The 17101-nt window shown below is 72.1% G+C and carries 20 protein-coding genes; 12 read left to right on the forward strand and 8 right to left on the reverse strand.

Annotated features, from left to right (window positions below; translation table 11 throughout):
- Positions 1 to 70: 70 nt before the first annotated feature.
- Entirely contained in the window at positions 71 to 1150 is a 1080-nt protein-coding gene (dapE, locus tag ACIPUC_RS21515) for a succinyl-diaminopimelate desuccinylase (protein WP_446591351.1), read from the forward strand.
- 64 nt (positions 1151 to 1214) lie between these two features.
- Positions 1215 to 1973, forward strand: a complete 759-nt coding sequence (locus ACIPUC_RS21520; RefSeq protein WP_446591353.1) for an LOG family protein — start codon at positions 1215 to 1217, stop codon at positions 1971 to 1973.
- 75 nt (positions 1974 to 2048) lie between these two features.
- Here the strand turns inward: ACIPUC_RS21520 and folP are convergent, their stop codons facing one another.
- Positions 2049 to 2909 carry a dihydropteroate synthase gene (gene folP, locus ACIPUC_RS21525; RefSeq protein ID WP_446591354.1) on the reverse strand — a complete coding sequence of 287 codons (861 nt, stop codon included), beginning with the start codon at positions 2907 to 2909 and terminating at the stop codon, positions 2049 to 2051.
- A 76-nt stretch (positions 2910 to 2985) separates the two neighbouring features.
- Between folP and ACIPUC_RS21530 the strand changes: the two genes are divergently transcribed.
- Both ACIPUC_RS21530 and ACIPUC_RS21535 read left to right on the forward strand, forming a co-directional pair.
- Positions 2986 to 3339: a DivIVA domain-containing protein gene (locus tag ACIPUC_RS21530; RefSeq protein ID WP_446591355.1), complete on the forward strand. Its 354-nt coding sequence runs from the start codon at positions 2986 to 2988 to the stop codon at positions 3337 to 3339.
- Complete coding sequence (locus ACIPUC_RS21535; protein WP_446591357.1) at positions 3336 to 3917, forward strand: DNA-3-methyladenine glycosylase I; 582 nt, start codon at positions 3336 to 3338, stop codon at positions 3915 to 3917. The genes ACIPUC_RS21530 and ACIPUC_RS21535 overlap by 4 nt, the downstream gene beginning before the upstream one ends.
- Before the next feature lie 27 nt (positions 3918 to 3944).
- Here the strand turns inward: ACIPUC_RS21535 and chcB are convergent, their stop codons facing one another.
- Positions 3945 to 4748 carry a 2-cyclohexenylcarbonyl CoA isomerase gene (chcB, locus tag ACIPUC_RS21540; protein WP_446591359.1) on the reverse strand — a complete coding sequence of 268 codons (804 nt, stop codon included), beginning with the start codon at positions 4746 to 4748 and terminating at the stop codon, positions 3945 to 3947.
- A gap of 332 nt (positions 4749 to 5080) precedes the next feature.
- Here chcB and ACIPUC_RS21545 point away from each other — a divergent pair, with 332 nt between their 5' ends.
- The gene (locus ACIPUC_RS21545; protein WP_003966491.1) at positions 5081 to 5248 is read left to right on the forward strand and encodes a DUF3117 domain-containing protein; all 168 of its coding nucleotides are present in this window, start codon (positions 5081 to 5083) and stop codon (positions 5246 to 5248) included.
- Positions 5249 to 5360: 112 nt separating this feature from the next.
- Positions 5361 to 5978, forward strand: a complete 618-nt coding sequence (locus tag ACIPUC_RS21550) for a hypothetical protein (RefSeq protein WP_446591361.1) — start codon at positions 5361 to 5363, stop codon at positions 5976 to 5978.
- A gap of 51 nt (positions 5979 to 6029) precedes the next feature.
- Here ACIPUC_RS21550 and ACIPUC_RS21555 read toward each other — a convergent pair whose 3' ends face one another.
- Positions 6030 to 6692 carry an O-methyltransferase gene (locus tag ACIPUC_RS21555; protein ID WP_362587969.1) on the reverse strand — a complete coding sequence of 221 codons (663 nt, stop codon included), beginning with the start codon at positions 6690 to 6692 and terminating at the stop codon, positions 6030 to 6032.
- A gap of 179 nt (positions 6693 to 6871) precedes the next feature.
- On the opposite strand from ACIPUC_RS21555, the gene sigE reads away from it, so the two are divergent.
- The 5 genes from sigE (at position 6872) to ACIPUC_RS21580 (ending at position 11080) form a co-directional block, all read left to right on the forward strand.
- Positions 6872 to 7651: an RNA polymerase sigma factor SigE gene (sigE, locus tag ACIPUC_RS21560; RefSeq protein WP_362587966.1), complete on the forward strand. Its 780-nt coding sequence runs from the start codon at positions 6872 to 6874 to the stop codon at positions 7649 to 7651.
- Complete coding sequence (locus ACIPUC_RS21565) at positions 7648 to 8310, forward strand: anti-sigma factor family protein (protein ID WP_446591364.1); 663 nt, start codon at positions 7648 to 7650, stop codon at positions 8308 to 8310. Before sigE ends, ACIPUC_RS21565 begins: the two co-directional genes overlap by 4 nt.
- 54 nt (positions 8311 to 8364) lie before the next feature.
- Positions 8365 to 9666 (forward strand): S1C family serine protease, encoded by a 1302-nt coding sequence (locus ACIPUC_RS21570; protein WP_446591366.1) that lies wholly within the window; start codon positions 8365 to 8367, stop codon positions 9664 to 9666.
- Between the two features lie 118 nt (positions 9667 to 9784).
- On the forward strand, positions 9785 to 10231 hold the full coding sequence (locus ACIPUC_RS21575; RefSeq protein ID WP_446591368.1) for a sec-independent translocase: 447 nt from the start codon (positions 9785 to 9787) through the stop codon (positions 10229 to 10231).
- A 147-nt stretch (positions 10232 to 10378) separates the two neighbouring features.
- Entirely contained in the window at positions 10379 to 11080 is a 702-nt protein-coding gene (locus ACIPUC_RS21580) for a hypothetical protein (protein ID WP_446591370.1), read from the forward strand.
- Between the two features lie 68 nt (positions 11081 to 11148).
- Here the strand turns inward: ACIPUC_RS21580 and ACIPUC_RS21585 are convergent, their stop codons facing one another.
- The 3 genes from ACIPUC_RS21585 to ACIPUC_RS21595 form a co-directional block, all read right to left on the reverse strand.
- The gene (locus ACIPUC_RS21585; protein ID WP_446591372.1) at positions 11149 to 12309 is read right to left on the reverse strand and encodes an Mrp/NBP35 family ATP-binding protein; all 1161 of its coding nucleotides are present in this window, start codon (positions 12307 to 12309) and stop codon (positions 11149 to 11151) included.
- 42 nt (positions 12310 to 12351) lie between these two features.
- Positions 12352 to 12924 carry a DUF1003 domain-containing protein gene (locus tag ACIPUC_RS21590; protein ID WP_446591873.1) on the reverse strand — a complete coding sequence of 191 codons (573 nt, stop codon included), beginning with the start codon at positions 12922 to 12924 and terminating at the stop codon, positions 12352 to 12354.
- A 121-nt stretch (positions 12925 to 13045) separates the two neighbouring features.
- The gene (locus ACIPUC_RS21595; RefSeq protein ID WP_446591374.1) at positions 13046 to 14317 is read right to left on the reverse strand and encodes a magnesium transporter MgtE N-terminal domain-containing protein; all 1272 of its coding nucleotides are present in this window, start codon (positions 14315 to 14317) and stop codon (positions 13046 to 13048) included.
- A 177-nt stretch (positions 14318 to 14494) separates the two neighbouring features.
- Here ACIPUC_RS21595 and ACIPUC_RS21600 point away from each other — a divergent pair, with 177 nt between their 5' ends.
- Complete coding sequence (locus tag ACIPUC_RS21600) at positions 14495 to 15265, forward strand: hypothetical protein (protein WP_446591375.1); 771 nt, start codon at positions 14495 to 14497, stop codon at positions 15263 to 15265.
- Between the two features lie 6 nt (positions 15266 to 15271).
- On the opposite strand, the gene ACIPUC_RS21605 is transcribed toward ACIPUC_RS21600, so the two are convergent.
- Together ACIPUC_RS21605 and ACIPUC_RS21610 are read right to left on the reverse strand one after the other, a co-directional pair.
- Complete coding sequence (locus ACIPUC_RS21605) at positions 15272 to 15784, reverse strand: hypothetical protein (RefSeq protein ID WP_446591377.1); 513 nt, start codon at positions 15782 to 15784, stop codon at positions 15272 to 15274.
- Positions 15785 to 15816: 32 nt separating this feature from the next.
- On the reverse strand, positions 15817 to 16932 hold the full coding sequence (locus tag ACIPUC_RS21610; protein ID WP_446591379.1) for a magnesium and cobalt transport protein CorA: 1116 nt from the start codon (positions 16930 to 16932) through the stop codon (positions 15817 to 15819).
- Positions 16933 to 17101 lie beyond the last annotated feature (169 nt).

Raw genomic sequence — 17101 nt, forward strand, 5'->3', positions numbered from 1 at the left:
TGAGGCATATGACGAGTCCACCGGCCGGACGCCGAGGCTGCCTCCCGGGTGGGGGCGTTAGGGTCGTTTCATGCCCGAATCCGAGCTGGACCTCACCCTGGACGCAGCCGAGCTGACCGCCCGGCTCGTCGACATCCCCTCCGTGAGCGGCGACGAGAAGGTACTCGCCGACCTCGTGGAACGTGCGCTGCGGGCCCTGCCGCACCTCACCGTGGACCGCTTCGGCAACAACGTCGTCGCCCGCACGCACCTCGGCCGCGCCGAACGCGTCGTGCTCGCCGGCCACCTCGACACCGTGCCGATCGCCGACAACGTCCCCTCGCGCCTCGACGAGAACGGCGTCCTGTGGGGCTGCGGCACGACGGACATGAAGTCCGGTGTCGCCGTGCAGCTGCGCATCGCGGCCACCGTCCCCGAGCCGAACAGGGACCTCACCTTCGTCTTCTACGACCAGGAGGAGGTCGCCGCCCACCTCAACGGCCTGGGCAAGGTCGCCGAGGCGCACCCCGACTGGCTGACCGGCGACTTCGCGGTGCTGCTCGAGCCCTCCGACGCCGAGGTCGAGGGCGGCTGCCAGGGCACCCTGCGGGTGCTGCTGCGCACCTCGGGCGAGCGCGCCCACTCCGCGCGCAGCTGGATGGGGTCCAACGCGATCCACTCGGCGGCGCCGATCCTGGCGCGGCTGGCCGCGTACGAGCCGCGCAAGCCGGTGATCGACGGCCTGGAGTACCACGAGGGCCTCAACGCGGTCCGCATCGAGGGCGGCGTCGCCAACAACGTCATCCCCGACGCCTGCACGGTGACGGTCAACTTCCGCTACGCCCCGGACCGCACCGAGGCCGACGCGATCGCCCACGTCCGGGAGGTCTTCGCGGACTGCGACATCGCCGAGTTCGTGATCGACGACTCTTCGGGCGGCGCCCTCCCCGGCCTCTCGCACCCCGCTGCGGCGGCCTTCATGGAGGCGGTCGGCGGCCGCGCGATGCCCAAGTTCGGCTGGACGGACGTCTCCCGCTTCAGCGCGCTCGGCGTCCCGGCGGTCAACTACGGCCCGGGCGACGCCCTGCTGGCCCACAAGGTCGACGAACGCGTCGAGACGAAGGCGATCCTCCACTGCGAGGAACGACTCCGCGCCTGGCTGACCTCGTGAATTCCGCTTGCCGTCACCTTTGTGCGCCTACCCTGATCCAACGATCAGCAGGAGGGAGCACAGCATGGGCAACCCTGAAGGGTCCGCTCGTCGCCGGCCCGAGGAGCAGCAGCTCGGGCCGGTGCTGAGGAGGCGGAGCCAGGTGCAGGCGGGCAGTACGACGGACCAGCGGCTGCTGGATTCCGCCGGGCCTTCCGAGTGGGTGCACACCGATCCCTGGCGGGTCCTGCGCATCCAGTCCGAGTTCATCGAGGGCTTCGGCACGCTCGCCGAGCTGCCGCCCGCGATCAGCGTGTTCGGATCGGCCCGCACCCTGGCGGGGACGCCGGAGTACGAGGCGGGCGAGCGGATCGGCGGCGCGCTGGTCGACGCCGGGTTCGCGGTGATCACCGGTGGCGGCCCGGGAGCGATGGAGGCGGCCAACAAGGGCGCCCGCGAGGCCAACGGCATCTCGGTCGGCCTGGGCATCGAGCTCCCCTTCGAGCAGGGGCTCAACCAGCACGTCGACCTCGGGCTGAACTTCCGGTACTTCTTCGTCCGCAAGACGATGTTCGTGAAGTACAGCCAGGGCTTCGTGGTGCTGCCGGGCGGCCTCGGCACGCTGGACGAGCTGTTCGAGGCGCTGACCCTGGTCCAGACCCAGAAGATCACCCGCTTCCCGATCGTGCTGTTCGGCACGGAGTACTGGAGCGGCCTGGTCGACTGGCTGCGCAACACGGTGATCGCCCAGGGCAAGGCCTCGGAGAAGGACCTCTACCTCTTCCACATCACGGACGACGTGGACGAGGCGATCTCGCTCGTGACGAAGGAAGTCGGGAAGTAGGTCGGGAAGTAGGACGGAGCCGCTGCGGCCCGGGCCTCCGGGCCCGGGCCGCAGGGGTCTCAGGCCGCAGGGTTCTCAGGCCAGGCCGCGGCGGGCGACCGCCGGGGGGCGGTGGCCCTGGATCGAGCGGACCATGTCGAGGATCTGCTTGGTTTCCGCGACCTCGTGGACCCGGTAGACCTGGGCGCCCAGCCAGGCCGAGACGGCCGTCGTGGCCAGGGTGCCCAACAGGCGCTCCTTGACCGGCTTGTCGAGGGTCTCGCCGACGAAGTCCTTGTTGGACAGGGAGACCAGGACCGGCCATCCCGTCGCCGTCATCTCGTCCAGCCGGCGCGTGGCCTCCAGCGAGTGCCGGGTGTTCTTCCCGAAGTCGTGGCCCGGGTCGATCATGATCGCGTCCCGGCGGACGCCGAGGGCGACGGCGCGTTCGGCGAGGCCGACGGTGACCTCCAGGATGTCGGCCATCACGTCCTCGTACGAGGTCCGGTGCGGCCGGGTGCGCGGCTCGACCCCGCCCGCGTGGGTGCAGACCAGCCCGGCGCCGTGGCGCGCCGCGACCTCGGCCAGCTTGGGGTCCACCCCGCCCCAGGCGTCGTTCAGCACGTCCGCCCCGGCCTCGCACACGGCCTCGCCGACCTCGTGCCGCCAGGTGTCCACGCTGATCACCACGTCCGGGTGGCGGCGCCGGACCTCGGCCACGAAGCCCACCGTGCGCCGCGCCTCCTCGGCCGCGTCCACGTGCTCTCCGGGCCCGGCCTTGACCCCGCCGATGTCGATGATCGCGGCGCCCTCGGCAACGGCCTGCTCGACCCGGTCGAGCGCCGGCTCGTCGCGGAAGGTCGCGCCCTGGTCGTAGAAGGAGTCCGGAGTCCGGTTCACGATGGCCATGATCACCGGCTCGTGGGTGTCGAACTCGCGCCTGCCCAGTCGCAGCATCCTGCTCTTTCCTCCTTCGGCGGCCCATGCGCCTCGCCTGCGACCTTAACCTGGTGGCCGGAGTCTCTCAGGGGAGTTGATCGTGTTCTTCTTCTTGATGATCGCGCTGGTCGTGGTCGTGGCAGCGGTCACCCTGGCGGTGATCGGCGGCGGTTCGGAGGCCGTCCTGCCGGAAGCGGAGCCGGACCGGGTGGCCGACGGGCTGCCGGAGACCCGGCCCGTCGTACGGGCGGACATCGACGCCCTGCGGCTGCCGGTCGCGCCGCGCGGCTACCGGATGGCCGAGGTGGACGACGTACTGGAGCGTCTGGCGGCGGAGCTGGCCGAGCGGGACGCGCGGATCGCGCAGCTGACGGCGGCGGCCAACCCGGCCGCCCCGCTCGCCCCGGCCGCGGAGGACCGGGTCGACCTCACCAAGGACGAACGGTGAGCGGCGCCGGGCTCGCGGCCGGACCGGACGGCGTGCTGCGCTGTCCCTGGGGGCTGTCCACCGAGGACTACGTCGTCTACCACGACACCGAGTGGGGCAAGCCGGTCCACGGGGACGACGCGCTGTACGAGCGGCTGTGCCTGGAGGCCTTCCAGTCCGGGCTGTCCTGGATCACCATCCTGCGCCGGCGCGCGGGGTTCCGTAAGGCCTTCGCGGACTTCGAGATCGCGTCGGTCGCGGAGTTCGGGCCGGCCGACGCCGAGCGGCTGCTGGCGGACGAGGGGATCATCCGCAACCGGGCCAAGATCGAGGCCACCCTGGCCAACGCGAAGGTGCTGGCCGGGTGGCGGCCAGGGGAGCTGGACGGGCTGATCTGGTCCCACGCCCCGAAGAGGCCGGGCCGGGCCCCGAGGAGCACCGCCGACGTGCCGGCGGTCACCGCGGAGTCCACGGCCCTGGCCAAGGCCCTGAAGAAGGCGGGCATCCGCTTCGTCGGGCCGACCACGGCCTACGCCCTGATGCAGGCGTGCGGCCTGGTCAACGACCACCTCGCGGGCTGCGTCTCCCGCGAGGCGTAGGCCGGTCGGCGCGGTCGGCGGGCCGGGTCAGCGGCCCAGGTACTCCGGCGGCTGCTTCGCGAGGAAGGCCTGGACGGCGATGGAGTGGTCCTCGGAGGCCCCGGCGCGGGTCTGGAGGACGTCCTCGCGCTCCAGCGCGTCGGCGAGCGAGTGGGAGGCCCCGTACGCCAGGGACTCCTTCAGCGCCGCGTAGGCGACCGTCGGGCCGGACGCGAGTCGGCGGGCCACGGCCTCGGCCTCGGCGTGCAGCGAGTCCGCGGGGACCAGGCGGTTGGCGATGCCGAGCTCGAACGCCTCCTGGGCCTTGACCGTGCGCGGGAAGAGCAGCAGGTCACCGGCGCGGGAGGCGCCGATCAGGCGCGGCAGGGTCCACGAGACCCCGGAATCGGCGGTCAGCGCCACCCCGGCGAACGAGGTGTTGAAGGACGCGGTGTCGGCGACGACCCGGAAGTCCGCCGCGAGCGCGAAGCCGAAGCCCGCCCCGGCCGCGACGCCGTTCACCCCGGCCACCACCGGCTTCGGCATCTGCGTGAGCGCCTTGACGATCGGGTTGTAGTGCTCCGCGACGGTGCTCATCGTGAGGGAGGATCCGCCCTCGCGGTCCGCGGCCAGGTTCCCGATGTGCTCCTTGAGGTCCTGGCCCACGCAGAAGGCCCGGTTGCCGGCCGCGGTCAGCAGCACGGCCCGTACCGCGGTGTCGGCGGCCGCCGCGAGGGCCGCGTCGCGCAGGGCGACCTTGGCCTCCGTGTTCATGGCGTTCATCGCGTCCGGGCGGTTGATCGTGATGGTCGCGAGTCCGTCGGTCACTTCGTAGAGCACGCTGTCGGCCATGGCAGGGAGTCCCCCTTCGTCGCGGGATGGCTACCGGCCGGTACCGGCCGGTGCAAGGGCCAGCATGGCGGACCGGACGGCACGAGCACATGTGATGTGCGTCAAAGTAAGCCGACGCCGTTCACCGGGAGCGGGGGCGAAGTATCGCAGGCGGATCCCCGAAATGAGTGGTTTTGGCCGAGCGCGTTGCCCAAGCGTTCCCGGCCGATGTTGGTCATCGGGTCCTGACATGCGGGATAATGGCCGGGAAGCAATGTGTTCGATGCCGGGTACTAGGCGCCTGAATGGGGCCGTCGGCTGACGATGAGCTGGTTTCAGGAAGGGGAACGAGCATGGCGGCCATGAAGCCGCGGACGGGCGACGGCCCGCTCGAGGTCACCAAGGAGGGGCGGGGCATCGTCATGCGCGTACCGCTCGAGGGCGGCGGTCGGCTCGTCGTCGAGCTGACCCCGGACGAGGCGGACGCCCTGGGTGACGCCCTGAAGAAGGTCGTCGGCTGACCTTTCGGCACCATCTGCATTCTGCATTCTCTGCGCTGCCCCGATCACTCGCGATGAGCGGTCGGGGCAGCGTTGTGTCCAGGACCCCGACCTTGATCGCCGGAGCCGTGACGTGACGTTCTCCCCGCCCGCCCCGCCCGCCTTCGCGCAGTGCACTCCCCGTCAGAAGGCGGCCCGGATCCTCACGGACGCGCTGGCGCCGGCGAACCTGGTCGTGGCCCTGCTCCTGCTGGTCGGCTGGCACGCCACCGGGTCCTGGTCGGGCCTCGGCTGGGGGCTGCTCGGCGCCCTGTTCTGCGGGCTGGTCCCGGTCGGGATCATCATGCTCGGCGTGCGGCGCGGGGCGCTGACCGACCAGCACATACGGGTACGGCGCCAGCGGATGGTCCCGATGGCGCTGAGCGGGGTCTCCGTCGCCGCCGGGATCACGCTCCTGTACGTGCTCGGCGCCCCGGCGGACGTCTTCGCGCTCGTCGTCGCGATGCTCGTCGGCCTGGCCTCGTCCCTGCTGGTGACCGCCGGCTGGCAGATATCCGTCCACATGTCGGTGGCCGGCGGTACGGTGATGATCCTGCTGCTCGTCTTCGGAGCGCCGGTGCTCCCCGCGGCCCTGCTCGCCGCCGCCCTCGGCTGGTCGCGGCTGGTCCTGAAGGCGCACACACCGGCGCAGGTCATCGCCGGCACGGCACTGGGCGGCGCGGCGGCCCTGACGTTCGCGCTGCTGCGCTGACGGACACACGGACGTGGGACGTACGGGTCGTACGGGCCTGAGCCCGCGGGCTCAGCGGCGCACGGCGCACAGCAGGCCGTCGCCCACCGGGAGCAGCGCGGCCTCCAGGGCGGGGCTCTCCCGGACGCTGCGCAGCAGTTCGCGGACGCGGAGCACCTCCACCGGCTGGGCCGAGGAGTCGACCGTACGGCCGTCGGAGAAGACTCCCTCGAAGCACACCAGCCCGCCGGGGCGCAGCAGGCGCAACGATTCAGCGAGGTACTCGAGGGACTCGGCCGGGTCGCCGTCGCAGAAGACGAGGTCGTACCCGCCGTCGGCGAGCCGGGGGAGTACGTCGAGCGCCCGGCCCGGGATGAAGCGCGCGCGGTTGCCCGCGAAGCCGGCGGCGCGGAAGGCCTGGCGGGCGAAGGCCTGCCGGTCGGCTTCGGGATCCACCGTGGTCAGCACCCCGTCGGGGCGCATTCCGTGGAGCAGGTGGATGCCGGAGACGCCGGTTCCGGTGCCGATCTCGGCGACCGCCTTGGCGTCCGCGGTGGCGGCCAGCAGGCGCAGCGCGGCCCCGGTACCGGGGGAGACCGAGCGCAGGCCCGCTTCCCTGGACCGGTCGCGGGCCCATCGCAGAGCGTCGTCCTCGGCGACAAACGCGTCGGCGAACGCCCAGCTCGTCTGCCGGTTGCCGGTAATGACCCTCTCCTGTCCCCATAGTTGGCGCAACGGTGACTGTATCCGTTGACGTCGGGAACCCGCAGATGGGACTGGGCGTTGAGTGGGGTGTGGGCGGGATAAGAAGGGACGCTGCCGGGCAGATCGCCGGTCCGGGACCGCTCCGGGGCCCACGAGCCATGCAAAGTTACTGCAAAAACGCTTATCCGGAGCTGACGGAGGGGGTGGCTATGGTAGGGACTCCGCTGGACACCACCAGAGCCGACAGGGGAGGTGCGGCTGCGCCTGTGGATCGTGGAGGCGTGTTGAGACGTCTCTTCTGGTCGGCGGGTGAGCCGAAATCCGTGACCGACACCGCTGACCGCTTCCACACCGCAGCCACCGCAACCACCGCGACCTTCGCCGCCGATGCGGGCTCCCAGGCGTGGACCCCTCCTTCATGGGAGGAGATCGTCAGCACGCACAGTGCGCGGGTCTACCGTCTTGCCTACCGTCTGACGGGTAACCAGCACGATGCCGAGGACCTGACCCAAGAGGTCTTCGTCCGCGTCTTCCGCTCGCTGTCGACGTACACGCCCGGCACCTTCGAGGGCTGGCTGCACCGCATCACGACCAACCTGTTCCTGGACATGGTCCGCCGCAAGCAGCGCATCCGCTTCGACGCGCTCGCCGACGACGCCGCCGAGCGGCTGCCCAGCCGCGAGCCGTCCCCGCAGCAGGTCCTGCACGACACCCACTTCGACGCGGACGTCCAGCAGGCGCTGGACACCCTCGCGCCCGAGTTCCGCGCGGCCGTGGTGCTGTGTGACATCGAGGGCCTGTCGTACGAGGAGATCGCCGCCACGCTCGGAGTGAAGCTCGGAACCGTCCGCAGCCGCATCCACCGCGGCCGCTCGCACCTGCGCAAGGCGCTCAAGCACCGGTCCCCCGCGGCCCGTGCCGAGCAGCGAGCGCTGGCCGGGGCGGCCGTGGGCGCGCCGGGCGCCGGGGGAGAGGGCGGAGCCGAGTGAGCGGAGTCAGTCCGTCCCCCGCCGAACAGCACCTGGGCGACCGGCTTGCCGCCCTGGTGGACGGCGAGCTGAACCACGACGCGCGCGAGCGGGTCCTGGCCCACCTCGCCACCTGCGCCAAGTGCAAGGCGGAGGCCGATGCCCAGCGCCGCCTGAAGACCATGTTCGTGGAGAGCGCGCCGCCGCCGCTGTCCGCCGGGCTGCTGGCGCGGCTGCAGGGGCTGCCGGGCGGCGGCTTCGACGGTCCGTCCGGCCCCGGGGGTCCGCCCGCCGGGGATCCGCTCGCCTCGTTCGCGTACGCCCTGCCCACGGCCCCCCGGCCGCAGCAGGAGGGCTTCCGGATCCACGAGGTGGGCCGCCCGCGCCGCCGGTTCGCGTTCGCCGCCGCCGGAGCGGTGTCCCTCGCCGCGCTCGCGCTGGGCGGCGCGATGCCGCTGGAGAGCGCGGACCCGAACCTGCGGGGGGACTCCCCCGCGCCCGCCTCCCGGACCGGGCCCGCCGTGCCGTTGGCCGACGCCTCGGTGACCGGCGCGTTCGTCCGCGACCGGATGCCCACCCCGGCCGCCGTACCGTCGCTCTTGCCGACCGCCGCCACGCCGCTCCCGCCGCTCCACCCCTCCCCGCCGAGTTCGGCACGCCCGGTCTCCCTGCTGCGCTGACCCGGGACCTGGTTGAATCTGCGGCACATGCGCACAAGTACGCGGGGAGCGCCGATGGCCGACAGTCAGCAGACCGATCCGGCTCCACAGTGGTGGAGCCGGCCCGAGGGCACGGCGGCGGACGCCGGCCGCGACGGTGTGCCCGCCCCGCGGCCCGAAGGCGGCAGCGAAGCGGAACCCCAGGCGGCGCCGGTCCACGAGGTCCGGTACGACCCGTGGGGCCGACAGCCGCTGCAGGTCGTGGACCGGGGCCGGCAGGGGCGCGGGTTCCGGCTGTGGCAGGTGGCGGCCCTCGCCGCGGGAACGGCCCTGCTCGCCGGCGGGACCGGCGGATACCTCGGCGTCCTCGCGGAGCGCCAGAGCAGCACCCGCCTGGAGCTGCCGCAGGCCGCGGCCGCCGACAAGGGCCGCGCCCCGGACAGCGTCGCGGGCATCGCCGCCACCGCGCTCCCCGGGGTGGTCACCCTGCACGTGCGGGGCACCTCCGGCAGCGGTACGGGTACCGGCTTCGTACTCGACCAGCAGGGCCACATCCTGACCAACAACCACGTGGTCGCCGACGCCAAGGAGATAGCGGTCACCTTCAGCACCGGCGAGAGCGTCACCGCCGAGCTGGTGGGGCGCGACTCCGGCTACGACCTGGCCGTGGTCAAGGTCAGCGGGGTACGGGGACTGCAGCCGCTGAGCCTGGGCAACTCCGAGAACGTACGGGTCGGCGACCCGGTGGTGGCCATCGGCGCGCCCTTCGACCTGTCCAACACCGTCACCGCGGGCATCATCAGCGCCACCGGCCGGCCCGTCACCGCCGGCGGAGACAAGGGCGACGGCAGCGACATCAGCTACGTCGACGCCCTCCAGACGGACGCCCCGATCAACCCCGGGAACTCCGGCGGCCCCCTCCTGGACGCCAAGGCCCACGTGGTCGGCATCAACAGCGCGATCCGCGGCGCCGACAAGGACGATCCCGCCCGCCAGGGCGGCTCCATCGGACTCGGCTTCGCCATCCCGATCAACCAGGGCAAGCGCGTCGCCGAGGAGCTCATCCGCACCGGCCGCGCCACGCACCCGGTCATCGGCGTCACCCTCGACATGGAGTACGCGGGCGACGGGGCCCGGGTCGGCGACAAGGGCGAGGACGGAAAGCCGGCCGTGGTCGCCGACGGACCGGCCGCCCGCGCCGGGATCAAGGCCGGCGACGTGATCACCAAGGTGGACGGCCAGCGCGTGCGCGGCGGCGACGAGCTGATCATCAAGATCAGGGCGCACCGGCCGGGCGACCCGCTGACCCTCACGGTGCTCCGCGACGGCCGGGAGCGCACGCTGCAGCTGGTCCTCGGGTCGGCGAACGGCTCATGAGCGGCAGGTGACGTGCGGGAGAAACCGGTATTGAGCCGGTATGCAGGTATGGGCCCGGCGGGAACGCCGGGTACCGTGTCTCCAGGCCCGAAGTGATGGAGAGCCGAGGAGCGGCAAGGTGTTCAACGACATAGGCGCACTCGAACTCGTCACGATCGTGGTGCTCGCCATTCTCGTCTTCGGCCCGGACAAGCTGCCCAAGGTCATCCAGGACGTCACCGGCGTCATCCGGAAGATCCGCGCGTTCTCGGACAGCGCCAAGCAGGACATCCGGTCCGAACTCGGCCCGGAATTCAAGGACTTCGAGTTCGAGGACCTGAACCCGAAGACCTTCATCCGCAAGCAGCTGACCGAGAACGAGGACCTCAAGGAGATCCGAAGCAGCTTCGACCTCCGCAAAGAGCTGAACGACGTCACCGACGCCGTGAACAGCAAGGAGACCGAATCCGCGGCGGCTCCGGCCGGCTCGTCCGCCACGCCCGCCGGCGCCGGTCCGGACCTGCTGAAGAAGCCCGCCGCCCCCGCCGCGGAGCAGCGCGCCCGCTTCGACGCCGACGCCACCTAGGCCGTCTCTTTCGGCCCGACCGGAAGACACCCTGGGCGCAGCCTGCCCGGCGATCCGCGGTGGGATGGCTATCCTCCATCTGTCCGGACCCAGGACGCCCGAGGGGGGCTGGCCGTTCCGGGCCCCACGGAACGAGAGGCCGCTCAGATGGAGACGACGAGCAGTAGCAGGGTAGGGGCGCAAGCCCCCGCCGCACCCGCTCAGGAACCGCAGACCGCCGGGCAGCCGCCCGAGGCCGCCGCGCCCGTGCCGGCGGCCCGCCGGACGGTCGAGGGCTTTCTGGCGGCCGACTTCCCCTGGTACGGGCTGGACGAGGCCTTCACGGGCCCCCGCTGGCTCATGCAGGTGGGCACGGCCGCCGACGGCACCGTCGAGCACGGATCCACCGGTCACGGCGACGAGCCGTCCGCCCGCGGCGAGATCGCCACCGGCGAGAAGGAGCGCTTCGCGGTGGTCGTCACCGTCGCCAGCAACCCGGTGCGGCGCAGCGGCGACGGCACCGGCACCCTGGAGGCCACGTCGGTGTCCTCCGCGGCCTGGCTGGCCGGCTCCGGGCTGCTGGCCTACAGCTGGCCCGGGCAGATGGACCACTCCCTGCGCAGCGACTGGCTCGACCAGCAGACCGAGGCCGCCTGGGAGCTCGCGGACGATCTCGGCGGCGAGGACTGGTCGACGCTGTCGCTGCCGGTGGACGGGGAGCCGACGCCGTTCCACTACCGCGAGTCGGAGTTCGGGTGGGTGCTCGCGGGCTCCACCGGGAGCGGGGTCCACCTGGGCGCCTACGGGCGCGGGATGAGTGCGTACGGGCTCGGGTTCTCGGCCATCGCCGACCTCGGCGCGTACGAGTAGCGGCAACGCGGAAGGGCACCGCCGGTCGGCGGTGCCCTTCGCGCTGCGCGGCCCGTGCGGGCCGGCCGTCAGAACTTGTTGCGCGGGGTGATGCCCAGGGACATGCCCGACAGGCCGCGGGCGCGGCCGCCCAGCTTGCCCGCAATGGCGCGCAGTGCCGCGCCGGCCGGGGAATCCGGGTCCGACAGGACGACGGGCTTGCCCTCGTCGCCGCCCTCGCGCAGGCGCACGTCGATCGGGATGGAGCCGAGCACCGGAACGGTCGCGCCGACCGTCTTGGTGAGGCCGTCGGCGACCTTCTGGCCACCGCCCGAGCCGAACACGTCCACCATCTCGTCGCAGTGCGGGCACGGCAGGCCCGACATGTTCTCGACGACACCGACGATCTTCTGGTGGGTCTGAACGGCGATCGAACCGGCCCGCTCCGCCACCTCGGCAGCGGCCTGCTGCGGGGTGGTGACGACCAGGATCTCCGCGTTCGGCACCAGCTGGGCCACCGAAATCGCGATGTCGCCGGTGCCCGGCGGCAGGTCCAGCAGCAGTACGTCCAGGTCGCCCCAGTACACGTCCGCGAGGAACTGCTGGAGGGCCCGGTGCAGCATGGGGCCGCGCCACACCACCGGCGCGTTGCCCGGGGTGAACATGCCGATGGAGATGACCTTCACGCCGTGCGCGGACGGCGGCATGATCATGTTCTCGACCTGGGTGGGGCGGCCGTCCACGCCGAGCATGCGCGGCACGCTGTGGCCGTAGATGTCCGCGTCGACCACGCCGACCTTCAGGCCGTCCGCGGCCATCGCCGCGGCCAGGTTGACGGTGACCGAGGACTTGCCGACGCCGCCCTTGCCGGACGCGACCGCGTACACGCGGGTCAGCGAGCCGGGCTTGGCGAAGGGCACCTCGCGCTCGGCGGTCCCGCCACGCAGCGTGGCAGCCAGATCCTTGCGCTGCTCGTCGCTCATCACGTCCAGGGAGACGGCGACCGAGGTGACGCCGGCGACCCGCTCGACGGCCTCGGTGACGTTCTTGGTGATGGTCTCGCGCATGGGGCAGCCCGACACCGTCAGGTAGACGGTGACGGCGACCGCGCCGCCGTCGCCGATCTCCACCGATTTCACCATGCCGAGCTCGGTGATCGGCCGGTGGATCTCGGGGTCGTTCACCGTCGCCAGAGCGTCCAGGATCGCGTCCTGCTCAGGCACGGCGGCGGAGCTTGTGTCGGTAGCCATGCCCCGATGGTACGGCTCGGTAGCACGCCTCAGGAAAGCCTGTCAGCGGTCGCCTTCGTCACGTTCGGCAGGGAATAGCCGCCGCTCGTCCATCTCCTTGATCAGGTCCTGGAACTCGGACCTGATCCAGTCGCGCGTCGCGACCTCGCCCAGGCCCATCCGCAGCGCCGCGATCTCGCGCGTCAGGTACTCGGTGTCGGCGATGGACCGCTCGTTCTGCTTGCGGTCCTGCTCCAGGTTGACCCGGTCCCGGTCGTCCTGCCGGTTCTGCGCGAGCAGGATCAGCGGGGCCGCGTACGAGGCCTGGAGGGACAGCATCAGCGTCAGGAAGATGAAGGGGTACTGGTCGAAGCGCAGGTGCTCCGGCGCGAAGATGTTCCACAGCACCCAGGCGATGATGACGATCGTCATCCAGACGATGAACCGGCCCGTGCCGAGGAACCGCGCCACCCGCTCCGACAGCCGCCCGAAGGCCTCCGGGTCGTACTCGGGCAGCAGCCGCCGCCGCGAGGGCCGCGGCTGGTCCAGACGGACCCTCGAGCGGGTGAGCGCGCTCGAGCCGGTCGACGGGCCCGCCTTCACCCGCTCGCCCCGCTCGAAGGCGGAGCGCTCCACCCGCTCGCTCGCCTCCACCGTCAGCCCGTGCTCGCGCGCCTGCGCACGCGACCGCTCGCGCCGCTCGCGGATCTGCTCCCGGCGCCGCTCCCGCGACTGGTCGCGCTCGCCGCGCCCCCGCTCACTGGCCACGCACGGCCTCCTCCGAGTGGAAGTCGGTCTCGCGCCAGTCGTCCGGCAGCAGGTGGTCCAGTACGTCGTCCACCGTCACCGCGCCCAGCAGCGAACCGCTCTCGTCGACGACCGGCACGGCCACCATGTTGTACGCGGCCAGGTAGCTGGTCACCACCGGCAGCGAGGCGTCCGGCCGCAGCGGCGGCAGGTCGGTGTCCACGATCGAGCTGACCAGGGTGAACGGCGGGTCGCGCAGAAGCCGTTGGAAGTGCACCGTGCCCAGGTACTTGCCCGTCGGCGTCTCGTCCGGCGGCCGGCACACGTACACCTGGGCCGCCAGCGCCGGCGACAGGTCCGCCTGCCGTACGCGGGCCAGCGCGTCCGCGACGGTCGCGTCCGGCCGCAGCACGATCGGCTCGGTGGTCATCAGACCGCCCGCCGTCCGCTCCTCGTAGGACATCAGGCGCCGTACGTCGGCCGCGTCGTCCGGCCGCATCAGCGTCAGCAGCCGCTCCTTGTCGTCCTCCGGGAGCTCGGAGAGCAGGTCGGCCGCGTCGTCCGGGTCCATCGCCTCCAGGACGTCGGCGGCGCGCTCCTCCTTCAGCTTGCCGAGGATCTCCACCTGCTCGTCCTCGGGCAGCTCCTCCATGACGTCCGCGAGCCGGTCGTCGTCGAGGGCGCTGGCCACCTCGGCGCGCCGCTTCGGCGACAGGTGGTGCAGGACGTTCGCCACGTCGGCCGGGCGCATCTGCTCGAAGGTGGCGACCAGGTTCTCGGCGCCCTGGCCCTCCTCCTCCAGCGAGAAGCCGGTCACCGCCGACCACTCCACCGTCAGGGTCTCGCCGCGGCGGCGCAGCGCGCCGCCCTTGCCCTTCCGTACGAAGATCTTGTCGATCTCCCAGTCCCGGCGGGCCGGCAGCTGCTGGATGGCCACGTCCAGGACGGTGACCTCCTCGCCGGTCGCGGTCAGCCGCACCCGCCGGTCCAGCAGCTCGCCGAGGATCAGCCGCTCGGTGGGGCGCTGCTCGAAGCGCCGCATGTTGACCACGCCGGTGGTGATGACCTGCCCGGACTCCACGCCCGTGACCCGGGTCATCGGCAGGAAGATCCGGCGCCGGCTGACCACCTCGACCACCAGGCCCAGCAGCCGCGGCGGGCGGCCGCCGACGCGCAGCATCGCGACGAGGTCGCGGACGCGGCCCACCTGGTCGCCGTTGGGGTCGAAGACGGGCACACCCGACAGATGCGAGACGAAGATCCGCGGGGCGCCTGCAGCCATCCGAGCGCCTCCTAGAGCGTCAATCAACAGTCCTGCCGCCCCTCAGGCTAGCCCTTGCCCCGCGCAACCGTCCTGGTGGGGCGGTCCGCACGGGGCCCCCGGGGGGTTGGCGGCGGGTCCACCACGGGCGGGTACGCTGCCTGCTGCTCGCAGACGACCGACGAGAGGCACTCGCACGTGACCGCCTACTTCCCTGCCGCGCGGCTGCGCCGGGCCGCCTTCATCGGTGCGTTGTGCGCGGGCCTCGCCGTCACCGGTACGGGCTGCGGGGAGGATCCCGACGAGGGCACGAACGGGATCGGCAAGCTCTCCGCCGACAAGATCGAGGCGAAGGCGAAGGCGGCGGCCGCCGAGGCCGACTCGGTGCACCTGTCCGGCACGCTGGTGAGCGGCGGCAAGTCCTTCACCCTCGACATGCGGCTGAAGTCGGACGGCGGCTCCGGCGAGGTGAAGTCCCAGGACAACACCTTCCAGCTGCTGCGGGTGGGGGAGCAGCTCTACCTGAAGGCGAGCGCGGCGTTCTGGGGCCAGTCCGACTCGGCCGGGAAGCTCGGCGACAAGTACGTGAAGGTCCCCGAGGCGGACCCCTCCTACAAGCAGTTCCGCGGCTTCACCGACATGGACGTGCTGCTGGACGGGCTGCTGGGCCTCGAGGGCAAGCTCGCCAAGGGCTCCTACACCAAGGTCGGGCACACCCGCGCGGTCCAGGTCACCGCCGACCAGGGCAAGGGCGGCAAGCTCTCGGTCTCCCTGGAGGGGACCCCGTACCCGCTGCTGATGGAGCGGGCGGGCGGCGCCGGCCGGGTGGAACTCGCGGAGTGGGGAAAGGCCTTCCCGCTCGACCCGCCCGCGCAGGACCAGACCGTCGACTACGGGTCCCAGCTGCCCACGACGAAGGAAGCCGAGACCAAGGGCTCCGGCCAGGGCTCGAACCCCGCCAAGCCGTAGGCGCGGCTACCGGGCGGCCTTCTTCCGCTTCAGCAGCAGCTTCGGCAGGTGCGCCGGGATCGGCTCGCGGGTGATCGCGGGCGAGGCCAGCGGGGCCGCTGCCAGCGAGCCGGCCGGCAGCTCCGCGCGGACCGACTCCGGCTCCAGGCGCAGCAGGCGGCACTCCCGCGCCCACCGCTCGGTCATCTCCTCCGAGTCGGGCGCGTTCAGCCGCTTGCCCTTGAGCTCGGCGACCGCCGCCGCCCACTCCTCGCCGCGCGGCGCGAGCTCCCGTACCGTCGCCGTCCAGGCCACCAGCCGGCCGCCCTTGTCCTTGCTCCGCACGGTCACCTCGGCGCTCGCGCCGTCGGCGAGCCCCGGGAACGGCTGCTCGCCGGGCCCGTCGCCCAGGACGTGGGCCGCCCCGTCCACCCAGGCGTGCCACAGGGCGCGGTCCGCCCCGGCCCCGCGGACCCAGATCAGGCCGGACTTCTTGGTGGCCTCCTCGACGAGGGCCAGGTCGAGCGCGCTGAGAGTCATGCGCACCAGAGTAGGGGAGGCCCGTTCCGGCCTCAGAGCCAGCCGTGGCGGCGCAGCGTCCGGTGGATGGTGAAGCAGATGCCGACGATCGAGGCCATCACCATCGGATAGCCGTACTTCCACTGGAGCTCGGGCATGTGGTCGAAATTCATGCCGTAGACCCCGCAGATCATCGTCGGCACGGCGATGATCGCCGCCCAGGAGGTGATCTTGCGCATGTCCTCGTTCTGGGCGACCGTCGCCTGCGCGAGGTTGGCCTGGAGGATCGAGTTCAGCAGCTCGTCGAAGCCCACCACCTGCTCGTGCACCCGCGCCAGGTGGTCGGCGACGTCCCGGAAGTACTTCTGGATGTCCGGGTCCACCAGCCGCATCGGCCGCTCGCTGAGCAGCTCCATCGGACGCAGCAGCGGCGAGACCGCCCGCTTGAACTCCATGACCTCTCGCTTGAGCTGGTAGATGCGGCCCGCGTCGCCGCCGCGCGCGGCGCCCTTCGCGGGCGCGGCGAAGACCTCGCTCTCCACTTCGTCGATGTCGTCCTGGACGGCCGCCGCGACGGCGACGTACCCGTCGACGACGTGGTCGGCGAGGGAGTGGAGCACGGCCGAGGGGCCCTTGGCCAGCAGATCGGTGTCGTCCTGGAGGCGGTGGCGCAGCCCCTTGAGGGAGCCCTGCCCGCCGTGCCGGACGGTGATGACGAAGTCGGGGCCGGTGAAGCACATCACCTCGCCGGTCTCCACCACCTCGCTGGTGGCGGTCAGTTCGGCGTGCTCGACGTAGTGGATCGTCTTGAAGACGGTGAACAGGGTGTCGTCGTAACGCTCCAGCTTCGGCCGCTGGTGCGCGTGCACGGCGTCCTCCACCGCCAGCGGGTGCAGGCCGAACGTGGCCGCGATCCCCGCGAACTCCTCCTCCGTCGGCTCGTGCAGGCCGATCCAGACGAAGCCGCCGTCCTCGCGGACCCGGCGGATGGCCTCACGGGGCGTCAGGCAGGCGGGCCCCAGCACGCGCCGGCCGTCGCGGTACACGGCGCAGTCGACCACCGCGCTGCTCGCCGAAGGGTCGCGGGTGGTGTCGTACCCGGGCTGGGCGGGGGTGGACTTGCGCAGCGACGGACGGACGGCCGCACGCAGGTAGGGCAGCATCGACATGGCAGGCTCCTTCGCGCGCACGGCTGCGAACCGCACGGGTGGGAGACCCTCCACGGCCGCGGGCGGGCAGGCCCGGACAGGGGGAGGGAACAGGACGGGAGGACAAAGTTCTGCCGTCGCTCTTCTACTGATCGGGAGATCAAAGGGGGCGGGAGGCGCCCGTCACAGA

The organism is Streptomyces sp. LARHCF249, from assembly GCF_052871255.1.